The following is a 17,462-nucleotide window of genomic DNA, read 5'->3' as shown; positions in this document are numbered from 1 at the left end:
TATGTTTACTAAATAAACACCATCACTCATAACATCATGTGGATTCGCTCTTATACAAAAACATTTAAGCATCTTAATCCCGAGGACATCTGGCCGCTCTGGCAGGATGTCAATAACTGGCACAAATGGGATACCGATATCGAATATGCCAAAATGTCAGACTCCTTTGCGGTGGGTAGCCATTTTGTATTCAAGCCCAAAGGAGCTCCCGAGGTTTCCCTTAAGTTGGTCGAGGTTGTTGAAATGAAAAGATATACGGATTCTTGCAAGTTCTTCGGAGCCCGTCTCTTCGGTATGCATGAGATGGAGCGCACTCCCAATGGGCTAAAATTGACAACGTCCATCAAGGTTACAGGCCCGCTCAAGTATCTTTGGATCTTCCTGGTCGCCAGAAATATCGTAAAGGAGCTTCCGCAGCAGACGGAAAACCTCGCCAATCTCGCCACATCCCAACATGTCTAAAAAGTCCCAAGAATCCGCTTTCGGTTTCGATGCCCCAGAAGAGAGTCCCGGATTCCTCCTCTGGCAAACAACAGTTACCTGGCAGCGTCACATCAAAGTCGCCCTCGACCCTTTTGACATCTCGCACGCCCAATTCGTAATCCTCGCAGTCTCCCGCTGGTTTGAGGAGCATAACGAACCCCCCACGCAAGTCACGATCGCACGTCTCTCTCGCCTCGATAAAATGACTGTCTCCAAGTCCCTTCGCAAGCTCTCAGATCTAGCGCTCATAAAGCGTTCTGAAAATAAAGAGGATACCCGTGCCAAATCCGTCTCTCTCACCAAAAAGGGTAGGGCACTCGCTCAAAAGCTCATTCCTATCGTAGAGGCAGTCGATGCGCGGTTCTTTAATACTTTGTCAAAAGCAGATTCTCAAGCCTTGCTTAAGCTGCTAAATCGTTTGGTATTATCCCCTAAATAGAAGGGCATCCAGGTCGTTATGCTTTTCAGTTTAAGGCGCTATACTGAAATTCAAGGCTCCGTTTCGGTTGTCTTTTTCAGTTTACGTCTTCAAGCTGAAAAGCGGGTTCTTTTTCTGAGTTTACATTAATACTGATTTTATATGAAATTGAAATTGATATTGATATGAAAAATCCTGTCAAATATTCATCTCAGCTCGAAGCAGCGGTTCTAAAGGAAATTAAAGAACTTGCGAAATCACAAGGGAGAAAGCTTCAGGATGTGATAAATGAAGCGGTTAAAGAATACTTGGAGCGAGCACGCAGCAGCAGCCCACGCCCTCATGTCATGAAAGCTTTTCATAACAGTTTGTCTATCTATGATTCTGTTTATAAAAAATTGGCTAACTAGCATTTAACTTGCCTCTCGGCTTGTTGGGTGATTAATCACTTGACCTCCCGCTTCATTTCTCCTAGCATTGTGGATAATTATTACGCAAATGGTCTTAAACAGTAACACATCCGATTCCGCATTACGCAGCTTTTTTAGAGCTGGCGCGATCGTTTGTGCATCATTTGCTGCCTGTGGCATGGGTTGTCGTCCCTAGACGACTCCTTTTCCTATACCCATACCTGTATTTAACATACATCCATTTCCTGAAGAACATACTAGGAAATTCAAAATCTATTAACTTTTATCGCAATAAATTCATACCATGTGCACACAACACGCAAAATCAAAACCTAAACTTTGGCAAACCGCCGCCATCTATACTGTGGCTATCTTACTGGGTATCTACAGCGGCCTCTCCGGCATCGAGTGGTTACAGAATATCGGTCTCGCCGTTTCAGAAATTTTTGTCAACATCTTCAAATTCCTCAGTCTCCCGCTGATCGCGCTCTCTCTGATCGTTACGATCACGAACTACAGTAATGCGGGCGCTATGGGAAAAATGAGTCGAAAGATCCTGTCTTATACGTTTGGTACAACCATCATCGCGGCCCTTGTCGCATGCGGTTTATACCTCCTCTTAAGCCCCAGTTCGCCAAATCTCACTGGCTTGGCAGAGCCTATGGAGCACGCGCATACGGTTTCCTACGTCAAACACATCAGTAAGCTCATTCCTACAAATCTCCTGGAACCTTTCTTGCACCATCAGGTGATGAGTGTTCTGTTCATGGCGATCGCGATCGGTGTTGCCATCCTCAAATTGCCGGATACCAATAGCAAAACCACGCTCATTAACTTCTTCAAGGGCCTCCATGGTGTCTATTTGGTATTAACAAAATGGGTCATTGCTGTTATCCCATTTGCGCTCTACGGGTTCATAACAGCCAGTACGGTTCAGCTCTCACAGGGCTCAGACCTCAGTGGCATCGGCACTTACTTGACGGTTGTTGTATTGGCAAACCTGGTACAGGGGCTTATTATTCTGCCCGCCTGGCTCTGGTGGAATAAAATTTCTCCGATCCGTGCGATGAAGGGTATGCTTCCGGCTCTCTCAATGGCTTTCTTTTCAAAATCATCCACCGGTACCCTTCCCGTCACGATTGATGCGGCAGAGAAAAACTTGAACGTTAGCCCGTCCGTCAGTCGTTTCGTCCTCCCGCTTTGCACCACCATTAACATGAATGGTTGCGCGGCGTTCATTTTCACAACAGTCATCTACCTCATGCAAAGCAATGGCATCGAGGTCGCCCTCCCAACCATGCTGCTATGGACGCTTATTGCCACCGTCGCCGCCATCGGTAACGCAGGCATCCCCATGGGCTGTTTCTTCCTCAGCGCAAGCCTTCTCTCCGGTATGGGGGTTCCGCTCGCGCTCTTGGGGCTCATCCTCCCATTCTACACCATCATTGATATGATTGAAACGTCCCTCAATGTCTGGTCAGACGCCTGCGTCACCAAAGTCGTAGATGAAAAAATGAAAACCGCGGACGAATCCATCCCCGTGCTTCAAGAGGCCTAACTGTTCAATAGTTTGATTTCGTCATCTGCTAATCCCGCATTCTTTAAGGAATCGATCACCTTGTCTGAATTGCCATTCTCGGCCGCCACACGAAATGGTGTTCTGTAGCTTTCGTTCATTGCAGACATGAATTTAGTGATTTGGTTTTTTGTGAAATTAGCCTTGCTTAAGGAATCGATCACCTTGTCTAAATTGCCTCTCGCGGCCGCTAGATGAAACGAGGTGTTAACAGATTTGTCCGTGTCAAGCATGTAGTAAGTCATTGATTGAGCCAATCCGTCCGTCATTAAAGAATCGATAACCTTGTCTAAATTGCCTCTCGCGGCCGCTAGATGAAACGAGGTTCTTTGATTGCGGCTTTTATCTTTGATAGACATGCACCTAATGATTTGGTTAGGTGTGCATCCTGCGGTCTTTAAGGAAGCTATAACTTCGCCTATATTATCATTAAGGGTCGCAAAATGAAGCGAGGTTCTGCCAAAAATGTCCTGGATAGATATGAGATGAGCGATTTCATCATCTTTGCATCCTGCCGCATTTAAGGCATCGATTATCGTGTCTAAATTGCCTTTCTCCGCCGCTAAATGAAGCGGTGTTGTGTAACTTGCGGCCGTTGCAGACACGAATTCAATGATTTGTTTTTTTGTGAATTTGAACTTGCTTAAGGAAAGGATAACCTTGTCTAAATTGCCGTTGCTAGCCGCCCAATGCAGAGGGGTTTTGCTATGATTGTCCTTGATAGACATGAGCTTAAGAATTTCATCAGCCTTGCATTCTGCAGCATTTAAGGAAAGAATCACCTTGTCGACATTGCTGTTGCTAGCCGCCCAATGCAGAGGGGCTTTGCCATTATCGTGCTTGATAGAAAGAAGGGTAATGATTCCATCAGATTCGAATCCTGCTGCTTTTAAGGAGTCGATCACCTCGTCTAAATTGCCTTTCTCCGCCGCATTATGAATTGGGATTCTGTCATGACTGTCCTTAGTAGACACGAAGGTCGCGATTTCGCCAGCATCGCATCCACATTCATGTAAAACTGTAATAACTTGAGGCAAATAGCCAGCCTCTGCTAATGCGTGCACATTTTCCTTTGCGAGCGTGATAATCTCTTCAGTTTTATACCCGAAGGAAGTCAAAATCGAATAGGCGTCTTTTCGCGCAAAGATCATTTTGATAACGTCATTCACCAACGCTTTATCAGTGTCTGAGTAGCTTAATAAATCTCTGATAGTCAGTCTATTACTTGCTTCACCCAGCTCGTGAATAAGAGAAAGATCCCCGAACGATAGCATCTTGATCAATAGCTTTGCGTAAGATTTACTTCTCATGAATACCTCAAATGAAGTCTGCCCTTCTTCGGAAATAAGCTTCTGTTTGTAGATACTCCAGTCTGCATACCCCTTCCTTATGTGATTGAGGAACCGGTCAAGTTTTTCATTTTTAACTTTATATTTAGAGTCATTAAGTGCCTTTTTAATATGCGATCCTAACTCTGTTTTACCGCTCGCCTCATTAAGCTCATCGCGGCTCGCTTCATCGTAACTATAAATAACAAAGTATTGGAAGCTCTTAATAAAACCATCAATGGACGTATCTTCTTTTATCTTATTGGCTGCCCAGTCTTTGTATGTGCTTTCCAGTAATTTGTTGTACGCATCCCGATCCCCGTTCTGCACTTTACGCATCTCAATATAACCGGAAACAAAATCGGCATTGTCCTTGTGTCTCGTGATTTCATTCTCAAAGCGCTTTTTAAGATTTTTAAAAATCGAAGAATCTTTATTAATGCCTTCATAGAGAAGAAGGTTCTCAATAAATTCCAAATCGTCCGATTTTAGGACAACATCCCAAGGTGTTTCGTTAAAATGATTTACCTGGTCGAGGAGTGATCGATCCCCTGCTTCATCCAATATTTTCAGAAATGCTATAAAAGCTTCCTGTGAACCAAGTTTAGCAGCCCAGTGAAGAGGATTGTTGCCCTGAACATCAGGGTGTTTCAGTGCGTTAATATTGCTAAAATACTCGATAAACGGTTTGTGCAAAACCTCTTTACCTATGCCAGCCCCAGATTCCCCATCCAAATGCACCAGCAGCTCGTAAAAATCATTAATATTTACGTCCTTACCTGATTCTATGTCCTTGGCGATTGATACTAAGTCAACCGAAAGCTCCTTTACGTTAGATGATAAATAACTTGAAAATCCGGTAGTACTTTTGTTCTTAATGTCTGAGGCTAAATAAGCTTTTAGGCACGCAATACCGAGATCTTTACCTAGTTCACAACCTTCGGCCGTATCAATCATCAACATTAAGCCCTCTTCGCTTATTGTTACCGCTTCCCATTCATCCTCCTCACTAGGAGAAGAGCCTAATGCTTTGGCCTTTAGTGTTATAAAATCTTTTTCAGAAATGCCTAAATGCTTTGCGCCGTAGTCAATGTATAAAGCATCCCACAGTTTATCAGGGGTAATATCTGATACAATCTTGCCGTCTTTAATTATAATGCTGTTGCTCGCTACCTTTTTCGCAAATTGTTTGAATTCTTTTCCAACCGTATCCGTGCCGAATATTCCCGACTCCTGCTTTAAAAATTCCTTGAGATAATCCGTTTTTCGCTCCTTAATCGATTTGCCAATCCCTGTAAAATTTTTGACCCTTCTAAATACATTACTATTAACATATTCCTTGAATGTTTTTATCTTTAACATTCCTTCTTTAGAAATCCCCTGAAAACCGAGTTTTCCCATCTCATTCTTGAAATTACTATATTTTATTGGCTTTGATTTAATTGATTTCGGATTCATGACTAATTGTATATCTATTTTTTTATTTTTTCAATCTTTTGGTATTAATTATACTTAATAATTAACCAAATTCACCCTCCAAAACATGCTTTTATGGATGCTTACTGCCACCGTCGCCGCCATCGGTAACGCAGGTATCCCCATGAGATGCTTCTTTCACAGCGCAAGTCTACTCTCAGGGATGGGGGTGTCGTTAGCCCTGAGAGTCTTAACTGTTTTTAGTCACAACAACACCAAAGCAACCTAACCTTGCCTCGGCCGAACATCACTCACTTCGTTTAGCTCTTCAATTGCTTAATGTCTTCACTCGTTAAGCCGTACGACTTCAATAAATATTCCGACCAGCCTAAGCAGCTGTTCTTCTCCGCCCGGCGAAGCGGGGTGCAGTCACCCGAGTCCCTTATGGAAAGAAGGGTAGTGATTTGCTCAGTTGTGAATCCGGCCAAGGAATCTATCACCTTATTTAAAGTGCCTTTCATCGTTGCCCTATGAAGGGGGATGCAGCCATCCGGATCCTTTAGAGAAAGAAGGGTAGTGATTTGTTCAGTTGTTAATCCGGCCTTCTTTGAGGAATCGATCACCTTATGTAAATTGCCTTTACTAGCCGTCCAATAAAACGGAGTGTCGCCACCCGAGTCCTTTTCGGAAAGAAGGGTAAAGATTTGGTCAGCTGTGTACTCCATTTCATATAGAACCGAAATAACTTGAGGCAAATAGCCAGCTCTTGCCAAGAAATGGCTTAAATACTCTTTGGCATAAACCTTCTTCAGTTTCTCCAGACTAATATCTGATGCAGTCGTGCTGCCTTTAATGTTAGCGCTGTCTTTCGCTACCTTTTTTACGATCTTTGCGATTATTTCGCTAACCTCATCCTCACTGAATATTTCCCATCCCTTCTTTTCAACACTACCGAAATACTCAGGCTTTCTTTCCATAAGGAATTTTCCGGCACCGTTAGGATCATTTACATCTTTCGTGTAGGTTTTTACTGTCAACGTTTCCGTTGTAGAGCTTCCCTGAGAATCGAGCCTTTTCACCTCGTTATTAAAATTACTATTCTTTTTAGGACTTGAATTAAGTGAATTTAGGTTCATGACAAAATTTATATCGTCTATTTTTTCGCAAATTAGTCAATAGTCGCTTTTATTAATTCTTTTCTTGCGAGAAACGATCGCTTTATTTGTGTATAAATCGCAAAATAGTGATCTTATGATCACTATTTTGCGAAAAGATTTGTTTCAGGTGAAACAAACACCCGTTTTTATGACGAAAAAAAGCGCATTAAATGCGCGTTAATTTCTAAATTAAGCCTGATTGATAATCAATCTGTTCTCAAATGTTAATGATTTGAAAACAGATTATGATTATTAATAAAGCCCATTGGGCTGCTATTTAAGCAACGCTGAAAACTCGTTTTCCACGTCCGCCGCCTTGGTTGTCAGATCTCCGACCGCCGCCGCCAAAGCGGGATGAAGATGATCTTGGTCTGTCGCTGCGCTCTCCGCCACGGCTTTCTCCGCCTTCACTTCTTCTGCCGAAACGATTTCCGCCACCAAAGCTTCTCTCGCCACCGCCGAAACTTCTTTCGCCGCCATTGGAGCGTCTTTCACCGCCACCAAAGCCTCTCTCGCCACTGCCGCCGCTTCTCTCTCCGCCGCCGAAACTTCTTTCGCCGCCATTGGAGCGTCTTTCACCGCCGCCAAAGCTTCTCTCGCCACTGCCGCCGCTTCTTTCGCCGCCGAAACTTCTTTCGCCACCGCTGGAGCGTCTTTCACCGCCTCCGCCAAAGCTACGACCACGACCGCCGCCTCCGCCGAAGCTTCTGCCTCCGCCTCCGCTGCCGCCACCAAAGCTACGACCACGGCCGCCGCTTCTGCTGCCGCCACGGCTATAACCGTTTTGTGGCATATCGTCTTCGTCGCCCTTAAGAAAGCGTTGTACACATACCCACTTACCTTTATCTGCAGGAGAAATCAGGGATAGCGCTTCTCCAGAAGAGTCTTCACCACGAGCGGTACGCCCAATACGGTGAATGTAATCCTCCGGACACTGTGGAATGTCATAATTAATCACGAAGCTGATGTGCGGAATATCCAGCCCTCTTGCAGCAACGTCTGTAGCTACCATGATGCGGTACTTCTGGCTACGAAACGCTTTGATAACACGGTCACGTCTGCTCTGTCTCAAGCCGCCGTGGATCACGTCTGCGCTATGGTCGTGGCGAATCAATTTATCCTTGATTTCCTCAGCACCTCTTTGTGTCTTAACAAAAATTAATACAGATCCCTCACTCGCTTCCAGAGCCTTTAGTAGCTCAGGATACTTGTCTTTCGTGTGTATTTCATTTTGTACGATATTCTTTGCGACTGTATTAACATCGCCAGAAGATATGCGAACGGGATTACTTAAATACTTGTCAGACAGCTTTGTAATCGCTTTCGGCAATGTTGCTGAAAACAAAAGCGTTTGTCTTTCCTTTGGAATATAAGAAACAACTTCGTCAATCTGTATGCCAAAGCCCATGTCTAGCATTCTGTCCGTCTCATCTAATACTAGAAAACGTGTCTGGCTTAAATTTAAGCTCTTACGATCCAAGTGGTCATTGACACGCCCTGGAGTTCCCACGATCAATCTCGCCTTCCTGCGCAACTGCTGCAGCTGGCCGTGCATAGATTCGCCGCCAATTAACAATGCGGCATTAATGCCACTGTTCTTATCAAGCATTTGGATTGCTATGCCATAAATCTGTCTGGCAAGCTCCCTTGTTGGGGTCAGAATAATCGCGGATCCATCCTCATCGCCCATCAAATTGGCGATAATGGGAATAATAAACGCTCCTGTTTTCCCTGTTCCCGTTTGGGCAGAGCCCAAAACATCCCTTCCTTCAAGAATAACCGGTATAGCTTGCTCTTGAATAGGCGTGGGTGTTATATAATTCATCCCAGTAAGCCTACCTTTAAGCCCCTCGGGTATATTGAAGTCATTGAATTTGTTCATTTAATTTATTTTGAATTAATTAGCCTTAAATGGCTAAAAGCAAAAATGATACAATTTTATATGGCCGTTTACAAGAAAAATCAACAACTTTAATGGAAATTGTTTATACTCGTTTACTGTAACACTCCAATTGCTTGTATGATATCAGCAATCCGCTCTGCTGTCTGGCCTAAATCCACTATATTGTGGAGGGGGTGCTTGCTGTACCCCGCGGCTTCGTGAAAAATATGCAAGTGACCATCTGTAAAATGCCCGCCAACAGCAGTTTGGCACCCACCGCCTAACATGGTCAGGAAAATTCTTTCAATAGAAACGGATTGAAATGTCTCCGCATCAAGCAGGGGTCTGAATTCCTCAATCCTGTCTTTATGGCATTCAATCGCGATTGCACCTTGTCCTACCGCAGGCACCATATGATCCACGGCTAATGGGATGAACTTTAAGCCACTATAGCTTTCTATGTTTAAGCGCTTAAGCCCAGCCGCTGCCATAACGGTAGCATCCGCATAGCCATCTACCATCTTATTCAGTCGAGTGGCTACATTCCCTCGTATTTCTAAAAACTCAGCTTTAGGGTACATTACACGCACTTGAGCACGCCTTCTGGGGCTAGCTGTAGCAATTTTATGGGGCGATCCAACTATATTTTCTCTCAGGATCAGCACATCATTGGGAGTGTCTCTTGGCAGATAGCCTGCGATCACAAGGCCCTTGGGTAGTTCTGTTGGCAGATCTTTCGCGCTGTGCATTGCGATATCGGCTTCCCCTGAAAGGAGAGCTTCTTCAAGTTCTTTCGTAAAAAGGCCTTTCCCACCTTGTTTCTCTAAAGACCATCCTTGCTGTTTATCACCAGTAGTCACCTTTTCAACGATCTCATAACCGGATACGCCCGCTAAGTGTTCGCCTACCATATTCGTTTGAATCAGCGCCAAGGGGCTGCGTCTGCTCGCTATTTTAAGTTTTCTTTCCATAACTACAGGGAAAACTCTGCCTTTTTTTGTTTGCTAATGCAATAATAAGAACTTTTCAAAAATAATTGAAAATGGTGGACGGCACAGGACTCGAACCTGTGACCTACTGGGTGTAAACCAGCCGCTCTAACCAACTGAGCTAGCCGTCCCGATTCAAATGAAATTATAAAGTAGACGGTTTTGCGCAAATTGCAAGCGAAAACTTGATAGTTTTTTTGGCTTACATATTTAGCTTGAATAGATGTTAAATTAACATCACTTTGAGTTTTGTCACAGAACCACTACGTCCCAAAATGCCATTACCATTGCCGAAAATCGTTTCATTCATATTTTTATCCTTACTATTCTCAGGACAATTACTTCTTGCAGAGCTCCCAAAAGGGATGGTGAAATTTATGAACGTAAAAGGAGATGTGTCGGCTCTTAAAGGTACTGATGACCAAAAGCTTGTCGCGCATAATGGCCAAATTTTAGATGAGGGTTATACGGTTACTACAGGTGATAATGGTTCTTGTGTTTTGGTTTTTTCAAACGGCTCAACTCTTGTTGTTTCCAGTAATACCAGTCTTTCCATTGCGAGTTTTAGGCAAGAATCATTTGATGATTCGACTCGAAAATTTGAACTTCTTGACGCAGATCCGAGCGAATCCACAAGTGATTTGATTCTCAACTATGGGCAACTCCTTGCGGATGTAAAAAAATTAAGCAAAAAATCTTCATTTAAGATAACCACCCAAGCAGGCGTTGCTGGTATTCGTGGAACCATCGCAGATGTTTCCTTTGTGATGGATACGACAACCGGCTCGTTCGTCATGAAGATCATTAATGTGGTTGGTTCGGTTACGTCAACTGCCTATAATGTTTCTATTAACAGCGATGGTCTGCAAGAAGTCGAAAAGATTGTTAGCGAGCTTAATGTTGGCGCAAAAACGACTTCTTTGGGTAACAAGGATCTGGCATCGGGCAATATAGCAACAAGCGAATCAAGGACTGAACCCATTACTCAAGCAGATAAGAATATTATATTGGAGGCTATCCGTAATGCTAATATCACGGATCAAGGTGTTCTTGCAGCACTTAACGCCGTGATTCCCGCCATACAGGCACTTAAGGAACCTGCTAAAATTCAAAAAAATGCACAAAAAGACTTACAGCAACTTGAGCAAAAAACACAAAAGGCTTTCCAGCTCTCAGCTGAAACTCAAACAGTTGTGGCACTAACGGCTCAGGCAGTAGAGGCATCATCCCCCCAGGCTGGTGTTGTGGACAATTCCATTGTTAATAAGGACGAATTTGTGTCCAGTCCCGCTGATCCGGAGTGATTGAATGATGCCGTATTGTATTCGCTTTTTTGATGTTGTGGTGCACCGATATTCTTTTTTAAACTAAAAACGATGCCCCTCCCTTCTTTTATTAAAAAGCTGTTAGTCCTTACTTTCGTGTCTATGATTGCGATTAGTTGTCCGTTATTGGCTAGAGTGCCTCCTCCTCGGCCGCACCCAAGAGAACAGCAACCAACACCTCCTCCGGGCCACCTTGAGCCAGATGCGTTAGCGCCGCTTCCTCATCCTCAAGATGATCGAACCGAGCTTAGGCCTATTCCTCGCACGGACCCCAGTTCCCCAAAAGAAAAGGGCTATTACCAAAAAAAGAAGCTAGACGTTGATAAGGCACCGCCCCAAAAGTCCAAATAAAGAGAGCGAATACCTGTAAGTTTAAAGATATTATGAAATATACCCGTTGCTTAGGCATAGATAAAGATTGGAGCGTTCTTACGATGGGTTGCTGGCAACTCGCCCCGAGCATTGGTTGGGGCGATAAGTGTAGCGCAACTGAGGCGGAAACTGTCATAAAAACTGCTGTTGATTGTGGTATAACCGCATTTGATACTGCTGAGGGCTATGGTGATGGTGAATCCGAGCGTCGTCTAGGAAGGGCTCTGGGAAATAAAAGAGATGATGTTATTATTGTTTCAAAAATTTGGCCGGATGCCGAGCTAACGCTCGAGGCTTATCAAAAGCGCCTAGATGAGACGCTTTTGAGGCTTAATCGCGACTATGTAGACCTTTACCTGATTCATTGGCCATCTGATTTTATGCAAAATGCTTCTCTTTTTTGCGATATCATGTTTGCCCTGAAGGAAAGTAAAAAGGCTTTGACTGTTGGCTTATCCAACTTCCATGAGCAAGATTTGGAGTTACTAGGGGATCAGCTCGCGGATTTTTCTATCAACCAAGTACCTTATAATTTACTGTGTCGCTTTTATGAAGGGCGCACACGTGAACTGTGTCATCAATCAGGGGTAACCTATATGGCATATGCTCCATTGGCCAGAGGTTTCTTAGCACGAAAATTAACAGAAACGGATCGCCAAGTCGCTGCCCGTACGAACCGTTATGACAGTTTTTTTGATGAACCGATCAAAAGTGAGGTTGCTAAGGTGTACGATCTCTTGGCTTCCATCGGTCAAGACCTCGGCAGGCATCCTTCTGAAATTGCTTTGGCTTGGGTTATTGCCCAAGAGAACATCCAAACGACCATTATCGGCAGTCGTAAGCCGGAACAAGTAAAAGAATGTGCCAAAGCGGGCGATTGCGAGCTCACTGCTGAAATGCTTCAAGCATTAACGGCTGCAAGTGATCGTTTTGTAGCAAATACAGAACGTGTGCTCCAATCTCCGATAGACTAAATTATAATCGCCGTTTCCTTTCGAATCCATTGGTGTAGTCGCTCGATGGATTCTTGGTGTTCGGGGGGATCTTCTCGGTCGGCTTTCGCGTGCAACTGCTCCTTTAATAGAGCCCAGGTGCTTTCTCTGAGCTTTGTGGGTAATTGTTTAAGCCAGGCTTCCTTCACGGGGTAACCCTCTTGTTGCACCAATAGATAAATCGCTTTTAGGTAAACGACACTGGGGGCATATCCGTTTAAAAGATGTTGCAGGGATTTCTCCCAAAGCAAAAAGAGGTCTTCCGTAGACTCAGGGTGCAGGTTATTTCTGTACAAAAGTTTGGAGAGCGAGCATGCGTAGGTAAAAGCCTCGTAGTTGCGGCTGATGTCGCTATGCCGCCTTTCTAGCCGAAACTCTTGAATGAAAAAAGTATCTTGGTTCGAACCTCTCGTCTTAACCACAATTTCCCCAAGATCAAAGAGGTCTATGCTGGAGCTGGCTCTTGATTTTTTGGTTTCCCTAAATAAGCCTAATATAATGCCTTGAGCAGCGGTAAGGATACTGATTCGGCTGATACTCTTTTCTGAAGCCGAGGGCGCTTTATGGATCACGTACCCCCTGAATTCCTGAAATTGCATCTAGCTTCCGATATCAAGCGGTTTTGCATTATAAGCTGGTACAAGTGCTCCTCCAGAAATAACAACCTTCATGCCATCAGAAACACTCATTTCTAAATCGATCACCTCGTCCTCTGGGAGCATCAATAGAAATCCACTAGTCGGGTTAGGTGTTGTTGGCACGAACACATTAACCACAACTTTTCCAGTCTTTTGCTGTACTTCGCCTTTTGTGGTACTTGTTAAAAAGCCTAAAGCATAAACCCCGGGTCTAGGGTATTCGATCAATACTGTTTTTTGAAAAACCGCCTTTTGTTGTTGGCTAAAGGTGTCAACAATTTGCTTCACCGTATTATAAACAGTCTTAACAAAAGGTACGGATGTGATTACCTTTTCAGCTAATTGCATCATTAAGCGCCCTAAGAAGTACTTGGATAATAATCCCAAAATCGCTATGAAAACGACTATAATGATAATCGAAGCAATGCTTAACATCCCTTCAAACCAAATTTGGTCACGCAAACTTGAATCAATAAACCAGAATATCAATTTACTTGTGGGAGCCCCAATAGACTCTATTAAAAACTTAACTACGAAAATCGTAGCGGCTAATGGCAGAAGGATTAATAATCCTGTGAAAAATGAACTTCTAATTGATTTAAACATGGCAGTGTATGGAACAGCCTATACGTTATCCAAAAAAACAAACTCAGGCAAGCCCTCACATTCAAGTATTTTTTGCATCACCACGCTTTCCATATGCCGTATTTGCTGAATATCTTCAGTTGTTTTGTCATTATAGCCCGCCAGGTGTAGCCAACCGTGCACGATATAAAGCATGAGTTCGTAAGGAAATGTGACGCGGTGGTCATTATGCACTTCCATAGCTTGGTCAGGTGAAACGCAAATTTCTCCGGCAAAATCCATCTCAGGATCACCGGTAAAGGTCATAACATCCGTTGGCGTGGGGTCATTAAAGAAATTTTTATGTAGCTCGATAATGATGGGGCGCTCTAAAAATGCGATGGAAAGCTCCCCTGGTGGTATTTTAGCCTCGGGAATACTGTCTAATAGCGCAATAATCTTTTCAAGCGAGTCAGCTTCAAACTTCAGGTTAGGATGTTGATTATTGATGAAAACTTCCCTCATGCAATTTATATTAAACATCACCTCCTGTGTCGTCCGCAGGTATCTTGATGGGTTGTTTGGGTTCATAAGCGCTCCTTGAGGATTCTTTTCCCTTGGGGTACTCTATTCGTGAATGTAGCGTGTTGAGTATTGTCACTATGAAACTTTTCTTGAGCTTTTCAATTTCCTTCAGGGTGATTGGACATTCGGTTAACTGCCCATCTTCAATCTTTTCCTTGCAGGCCTGATCTACTAATTCCTCGATGCTTTGGGCGCTTACTTTTTTCAAGGTGCGGCTAGCGGCCTCTATCGTATCGGCAATCATTACAATGGCGCATTCTATAAACTGGGGTTTCGGACCGTCGTAGCGGAACGTAGATTCATCAATTTTTTCTTCCCCAATAATCGTTTCCGGCGCGATGAAGGGTAAACTTGTTTGCTTTTTTTGGCGTTGAGCCTTGTCGAAGAAGTACTGAATGAGCGTAGTTCCATGGTGCTGCTCAATTATATCCAATACAGCTTTGGGGAGCTTTGATTCTTTGCCCATCAATAAACCCTCTTTTACGTGGCTTTTGATTACTAATGCGCTCATTGAGGGATTGCGATCCATATGCGGGTTAATGCCATCCTTTTGATTCTCAACAAAATACTCTGGTTTCACAACCTTTCCAATGTCGTGAAAGAGGGCACCGACGCGGCATACTAGCGGATTTGCTTTTATTTCCGCCGCGGCACGTTCTGCTAAATTGGCTACCATTAAGCTATGGTGGTATGTTCCGGGGGCTTCTAATTGTAGTTGTCTTAACAGGGGGTGATTGAAATCTGTTAACTCGAGTAAGGTGATGTCTGTTGTCATCTTAAACACGCTTTGCAATAGGGGCATAATGAAAATCGCTATCAATCCCGTACATATACCCGCAATTTGTGCGGTTAACATTTGATTAAGAATGGTAAATACATTGATGTCATTAAATATTCCTAAAAAGGCGGCGCAAATTGCCATTATCAGGCCGGCAATTGCTCCTGCGCGTATAACCCTTGTTCTCAAAACGATATGGTTGGAATAATGAATCGCAGCTAGGCAGACCAGTATGCTAGGTAGTAGGAAGCGTATAACGTTCCCGAGCATGAGGGCATAAAAACAACTGACCAATAGGGAGACAATGATAGCAGATCGAGCATTCAGCATAATTGTTATTAGAATCGCGCTGAGAGCAATTGGCGCCATGTAGGGCAGAATCGAAAGGAAAACAGAATTGGCACCAAAAAGGTCGGTTTCACCAAGTTCGAGAATGAGTCGTATTATAAACAGGTTTAATAAAAAAAGAATTGCGCAGAAAGTTAGATCTCTTTTGCTTTTTAATAGTTTGGGCATGTTTAAGCGCAGGTAGACAACGGCTCCAAAGAGAATGCCAAGAGTTGCAACAGAAAGCTCAATGAGGGAGGCGTTAAAGCCTAATCCAATATCTTCATGTTTTTTTGCACTATCACGATAGGCAATGAGCGTTTCGTATTGCTCTGGTCCTACAATTGTTCCCGGCTCTATTATGGTTTGCCCTTCGCTTATAGAAACAGTTACGGGTTGCATTTTCGCAATGGCATCTTCTGCCTTTTTTTCGCTTTTTGCCGCATCGTATATTAAGTTTGAGCTTATGCCGCTCTTAAGAATACGGAACATGGCCCTAGCTACCTTCGCGTCTATATCAAGCGCGGATAGATTAATTCGCAAAAAGCGTAGTGCTTCTTCTTCGGATAGGACTCGAGAGTCACTATGCCGTCCTTCGATTTCGATGCTATAAAAATAGGGAGATGTTTTGCCTTCCTTTGCCCCTAGCTCGGTTGGATCGTAAATACCTTCTCTGAATATTTCACGAAGAATGATTAAACCTTCTTCAAATAGCTGTTCCTGTACGTTCTTGTCCGTAGATACGAGTATGGACTCTAAGTCCTCCGCGTTTAAGAAGTAGCCGGTTTTATTGCTAAATTTGGTTTTTAAGTCCCTGACTTCGCTTTCTATTTCAGTTGGGCTTAATTGCTGCTTGATACCTTTGTCTTCAATTTCGGTTAGGCCCTCAGCTAACAGGATCATGTCTTTTTTGAACTTTTCGTAGACAGACATGTCTAGATGATATACGGGCGCAATGCGCTTGCGAAGCTGTTCTTGGTTGCGTTGAGTTAATATTTTGCTTTCGTAGGTGAAGGGGAAGTTGGCAACGATTCTTGTGTTCGCTATTTGTTTTGGTAAGACTTGTAGTGTAGCTGGCGTCTGCCCTCCGAAGCATATGGCGATTGTAGTTATGGCAAATAGTGCAAAAACTATGGCGCCGGCGATATGTTTCTTTTCCAGAAAGGCTTCCGGGGTGATGGATTCTTCGTCGCGGCGTTTGCGGCGGGCGCGTTTTGGTTTTTGGATGGGCATCGTGTTAAATTCAGTATAAATTAGCGTTCGCGGTCGTTGAAGAAGTGTTCGTAGGCTTCTATTATCTTCTGCACAAGAGGGTGTCTTACGACGTCTGAATTTTCGAAATAAAATATCTTTATGCCTTGTATATTGTTTAATACGGAGATGGCTTGCTTGAGGCCCGATCTGTTTTTAAGGGGGAGGTCGATTTGTGTGATGTCGCCGGTGACGATCATGCGGCTGTTGTCGCCTAGGCGGGTGAGGAACATCATCATTTGCTCTGAGGTGGTGTTTTGGGCTTCGTCTAGGATGACGTAGGCGTTGGAGAGGGTGCGGCCACGCATGTAGGCTAGGGGTGCGATTTCGATGATACGCTTTTCCATCATTTTTTCGGTGTCTTCGGGGCCAAGGATGTCGTACATAGCATCGTATAGTGGGCGTAGGTAGGGGAGGATCTTTTCCTGGAGGTCTCCTGGGAGGAAGCCGAGGGCTTCTCCAGCCTCTACGGCTGGCCTTGTTAGGATGATTTTCTCGACTTTTTTATTGAGGAGGGCATCGAGTGCGGCGGCTACGGCCAGGTAGGTTTTGCCGGTACCGGCGGGCCCTACACTTAAGACGATCTCATGTTTTTGAATGAATTGTAGGTAGCGCTTTTGGTTGATGGTTTTTGGGACCAGGCTTTTGTTGCGTATTTTGAGAATAAGCGGGTTTTCAAACGTTTCCCTGAATTCATGGGCGCGCCCTTCTACAACGCCAATAAGCATGTGATCGAAATCGGAGTCATTAATATTGAGCCCCTGTGCGCGGGCAAGGTTCAGGATATCGAATAATTCGGAGACACGGGCGATGTCATCTTGGGTACCCTCTATGGTGAGCCAATCATCGCGAGTTGTAAGACTCACGTTGAATGCTTTTTCGATATGAGTGAGGTTTGCCTCATTATTGTGATATAGCTGAGAGAGTAATCTTGGGTTTGCGAAATGTAGTGTTTTTGATTCCATTGAGTT

General features: G+C 44.0%; 16 protein-coding genes and 1 tRNA gene. 7 read left to right on the top strand and 10 right to left on the bottom strand.

Features of this window, described 5'->3' with window-relative positions:
- Positions 1-36: 36 nt before the first annotated feature.
- The 4 genes from AUJ82_00545 to AUJ82_00530 all read left to right on the top strand — a co-directional run bounded on the left by AUJ82_00545 (position 37) and on the right by AUJ82_00530 (position 2,869).
- The gene (locus tag AUJ82_00545; GenBank protein ID OIO60890.1) at positions 37-462 is read left to right on the top strand and encodes a hypothetical protein; all 426 of its coding nucleotides are present in this window, start codon (positions 37-39) and stop codon (positions 460-462) included.
- Positions 455-922, top strand: coding sequence for a hypothetical protein (locus AUJ82_00540; GenBank protein ID OIO60889.1), 468 nt, complete (start codon positions 455-457; stop codon positions 920-922). Before AUJ82_00545 ends, AUJ82_00540 begins: the two co-directional genes overlap by 8 nt.
- Before the next feature lie 164 nt (positions 923-1,086).
- Positions 1,087-1,311, top strand: a complete 225-nt coding sequence (locus tag AUJ82_00535; protein ID OIO60888.1) for a hypothetical protein — start codon at positions 1,087-1,089, stop codon at positions 1,309-1,311.
- Positions 1,312-1,615: 304 nt separating this feature from the next.
- On the top strand, positions 1,616-2,869 hold the full coding sequence (locus tag AUJ82_00530; protein OIO60887.1) for a dicarboxylate/amino acid:cation symporter: 1,254 nt from the start codon (positions 1,616-1,618) through the stop codon (positions 2,867-2,869).
- Here the strand turns inward: AUJ82_00530 and AUJ82_00525 are convergent.
- The 5 genes from AUJ82_00525 to AUJ82_00505 form a co-directional block, all read right to left on the bottom strand.
- Positions 2,866-5,616: a hypothetical protein gene (locus tag AUJ82_00525; GenBank protein ID OIO60886.1), complete on the bottom strand. Its 2,751-nt coding sequence runs from the start codon at positions 5,614-5,616 to the stop codon at positions 2,866-2,868. The two genes, AUJ82_00530 and AUJ82_00525, sit on opposite strands and share 4 nt — an antisense overlap.
- Positions 5,617-5,951: 335 nt before the next feature.
- Complete coding sequence (locus tag AUJ82_00520) at positions 5,952-6,767, bottom strand: hypothetical protein (GenBank protein ID OIO60885.1); 816 nt, start codon at positions 6,765-6,767, stop codon at positions 5,952-5,954.
- A gap of 298 nt (positions 6,768-7,065) precedes the next feature.
- Positions 7,066-8,670 (bottom strand): hypothetical protein, encoded by a 1,605-nt coding sequence (locus AUJ82_00515; protein OIO60884.1) that lies wholly within the window; start codon positions 8,668-8,670, stop codon positions 7,066-7,068.
- Positions 8,671-8,783: 113 nt separating this feature from the next.
- Positions 8,784-9,641 carry a hydroxymethylbilane synthase gene (locus AUJ82_00510; protein ID OIO60883.1) on the bottom strand — a complete coding sequence of 286 codons (858 nt, stop codon included), beginning with the start codon at positions 9,639-9,641 and terminating at the stop codon, positions 8,784-8,786.
- Positions 9,642-9,713: 72 nt separating this feature from the next.
- A tRNA-Val gene (locus AUJ82_00505) sits at positions 9,714-9,790 on the bottom strand.
- A 144-nt stretch (positions 9,791-9,934) separates the two neighbouring features.
- Here AUJ82_00505 and AUJ82_00500 point away from each other — a divergent pair.
- The 3 genes from AUJ82_00500 (at position 9,935) to AUJ82_00490 (ending at position 12,330) form a co-directional block, all read left to right on the top strand.
- On the top strand, positions 9,935-10,963 hold the full coding sequence (locus tag AUJ82_00500) for a hypothetical protein (protein OIO60882.1): 1,029 nt from the start codon (positions 9,935-9,937) through the stop codon (positions 10,961-10,963).
- Positions 10,964-11,035: 72 nt separating this feature from the next.
- A complete protein-coding gene (locus AUJ82_00495) occupies positions 11,036-11,335 on the top strand; it encodes a hypothetical protein (GenBank protein ID OIO60881.1) in 300 nt (99 codons plus the stop codon).
- A gap of 32 nt (positions 11,336-11,367) precedes the next feature.
- The gene (locus AUJ82_00490; protein ID OIO60880.1) at positions 11,368-12,330 is read left to right on the top strand and encodes a general stress protein; all 963 of its coding nucleotides are present in this window, start codon (positions 11,368-11,370) and stop codon (positions 12,328-12,330) included.
- Here the strand turns inward: AUJ82_00490 and AUJ82_00485 are convergent.
- From AUJ82_00485 to AUJ82_00465, 5 genes are all read right to left on the bottom strand, one after another.
- Positions 12,327-12,947, bottom strand: a complete 621-nt coding sequence (locus tag AUJ82_00485) for a hypothetical protein (protein ID OIO60879.1) — start codon at positions 12,945-12,947, stop codon at positions 12,327-12,329. The two genes, AUJ82_00490 and AUJ82_00485, sit on opposite strands and share 4 nt — an antisense overlap.
- Positions 12,948-13,592 (bottom strand): hypothetical protein, encoded by a 645-nt coding sequence (locus AUJ82_00480; protein ID OIO60878.1) that lies wholly within the window; start codon positions 13,590-13,592, stop codon positions 12,948-12,950.
- 18 nt (positions 13,593-13,610) lie between these two features.
- On the bottom strand, positions 13,611-13,988 hold the full coding sequence (locus AUJ82_00475; protein OIO60927.1) for an rRNA maturation RNase YbeY: 378 nt from the start codon (positions 13,986-13,988) through the stop codon (positions 13,611-13,613).
- Positions 13,989-14,085: 97 nt separating this feature from the next.
- Positions 14,086-16,473: a hypothetical protein gene (locus tag AUJ82_00470; protein OIO60877.1), complete on the bottom strand. Its 2,388-nt coding sequence runs from the start codon at positions 16,471-16,473 to the stop codon at positions 14,086-14,088.
- 20 nt (positions 16,474-16,493) lie between these two features.
- On the bottom strand, positions 16,494-17,456 hold the full coding sequence (locus AUJ82_00465) for a phosphate starvation-inducible protein PhoH (GenBank protein ID OIO60876.1): 963 nt from the start codon (positions 17,454-17,456) through the stop codon (positions 16,494-16,496).
- Positions 17,457-17,462: the final 6 nt, after the last annotated feature.

The sequence above is a fragment of the Verrucomicrobia bacterium CG1_02_43_26 genome (assembly GCA_001872735.1).
Classification (GTDB): Bacteria; Verrucomicrobiota; Verrucomicrobiia; order Opitutales; family CG1-02-43-26; genus CG1-02-43-26.
Note: the sequence above shows the minus strand (reverse complement) of the source record. Positions and strands in the feature narration are given on the sequence as shown.

Bases quoted from the DNA above. Each gene is read 5' to 3' on its own strand.
- AUJ82_00545 (OIO60890.1), top strand. From the start codon at position 37: ATGTGGATTCGCTCTTATACAAAAACATTTAAGCATCTTAATCCCGAG.
- AUJ82_00540 (OIO60889.1), top strand. From the start codon at position 455: ATGTCTAAAAAGTCCCAAGAATCCGCTTTCGGTTTCGATGCCCCAGAA.
- AUJ82_00535 (OIO60888.1), top strand. From the start codon at position 1,087: ATGAAAAATCCTGTCAAATATTCATCTCAGCTCGAAGCAGCGGTTCTA.
- AUJ82_00530 (OIO60887.1), top strand. From the start codon at position 1,616: ATGTGCACACAACACGCAAAATCAAAACCTAAACTTTGGCAAACCGCC.
- AUJ82_00525 (OIO60886.1), bottom strand. From the start codon at position 5,616: ATGGGAAAACTCGGTTTTCAGGGGATTTCTAAAGAAGGAATGTTAAAG.
- AUJ82_00520 (OIO60885.1), bottom strand. From the start codon at position 6,767: ATGAACCTAAATTCACTTAATTCAAGTCCTAAAAAGAATAGTAATTTT.
- AUJ82_00515 (OIO60884.1), bottom strand. From the start codon at position 8,670: ATGAACAAATTCAATGACTTCAATATACCCGAGGGGCTTAAAGGTAGG.
- AUJ82_00510 (OIO60883.1), bottom strand. From the start codon at position 9,641: ATGGAAAGAAAACTTAAAATAGCGAGCAGACGCAGCCCCTTGGCGCTG.
- AUJ82_00500 (OIO60882.1), top strand. From the start codon at position 9,935: ATGCCATTACCATTGCCGAAAATCGTTTCATTCATATTTTTATCCTTA.
- AUJ82_00495 (OIO60881.1), top strand. From the start codon at position 11,036: ATGCCCCTCCCTTCTTTTATTAAAAAGCTGTTAGTCCTTACTTTCGTG.
- AUJ82_00490 (OIO60880.1), top strand. From the start codon at position 11,368: ATGAAATATACCCGTTGCTTAGGCATAGATAAAGATTGGAGCGTTCTT.
- AUJ82_00485 (OIO60879.1), bottom strand. From the start codon at position 12,947: ATGCAATTTCAGGAATTCAGGGGGTACGTGATCCATAAAGCGCCCTCG.
- AUJ82_00480 (OIO60878.1), bottom strand. From the start codon at position 13,592: ATGTTTAAATCAATTAGAAGTTCATTTTTCACAGGATTATTAATCCTT.
- AUJ82_00470 (OIO60877.1), bottom strand. From the start codon at position 16,473: ATGCCCATCCAAAAACCAAAACGCGCCCGCCGCAAACGCCGCGACGAA.
- AUJ82_00465 (OIO60876.1), bottom strand. From the start codon at position 17,456: ATGGAATCAAAAACACTACATTTCGCAAACCCAAGATTACTCTCTCAG.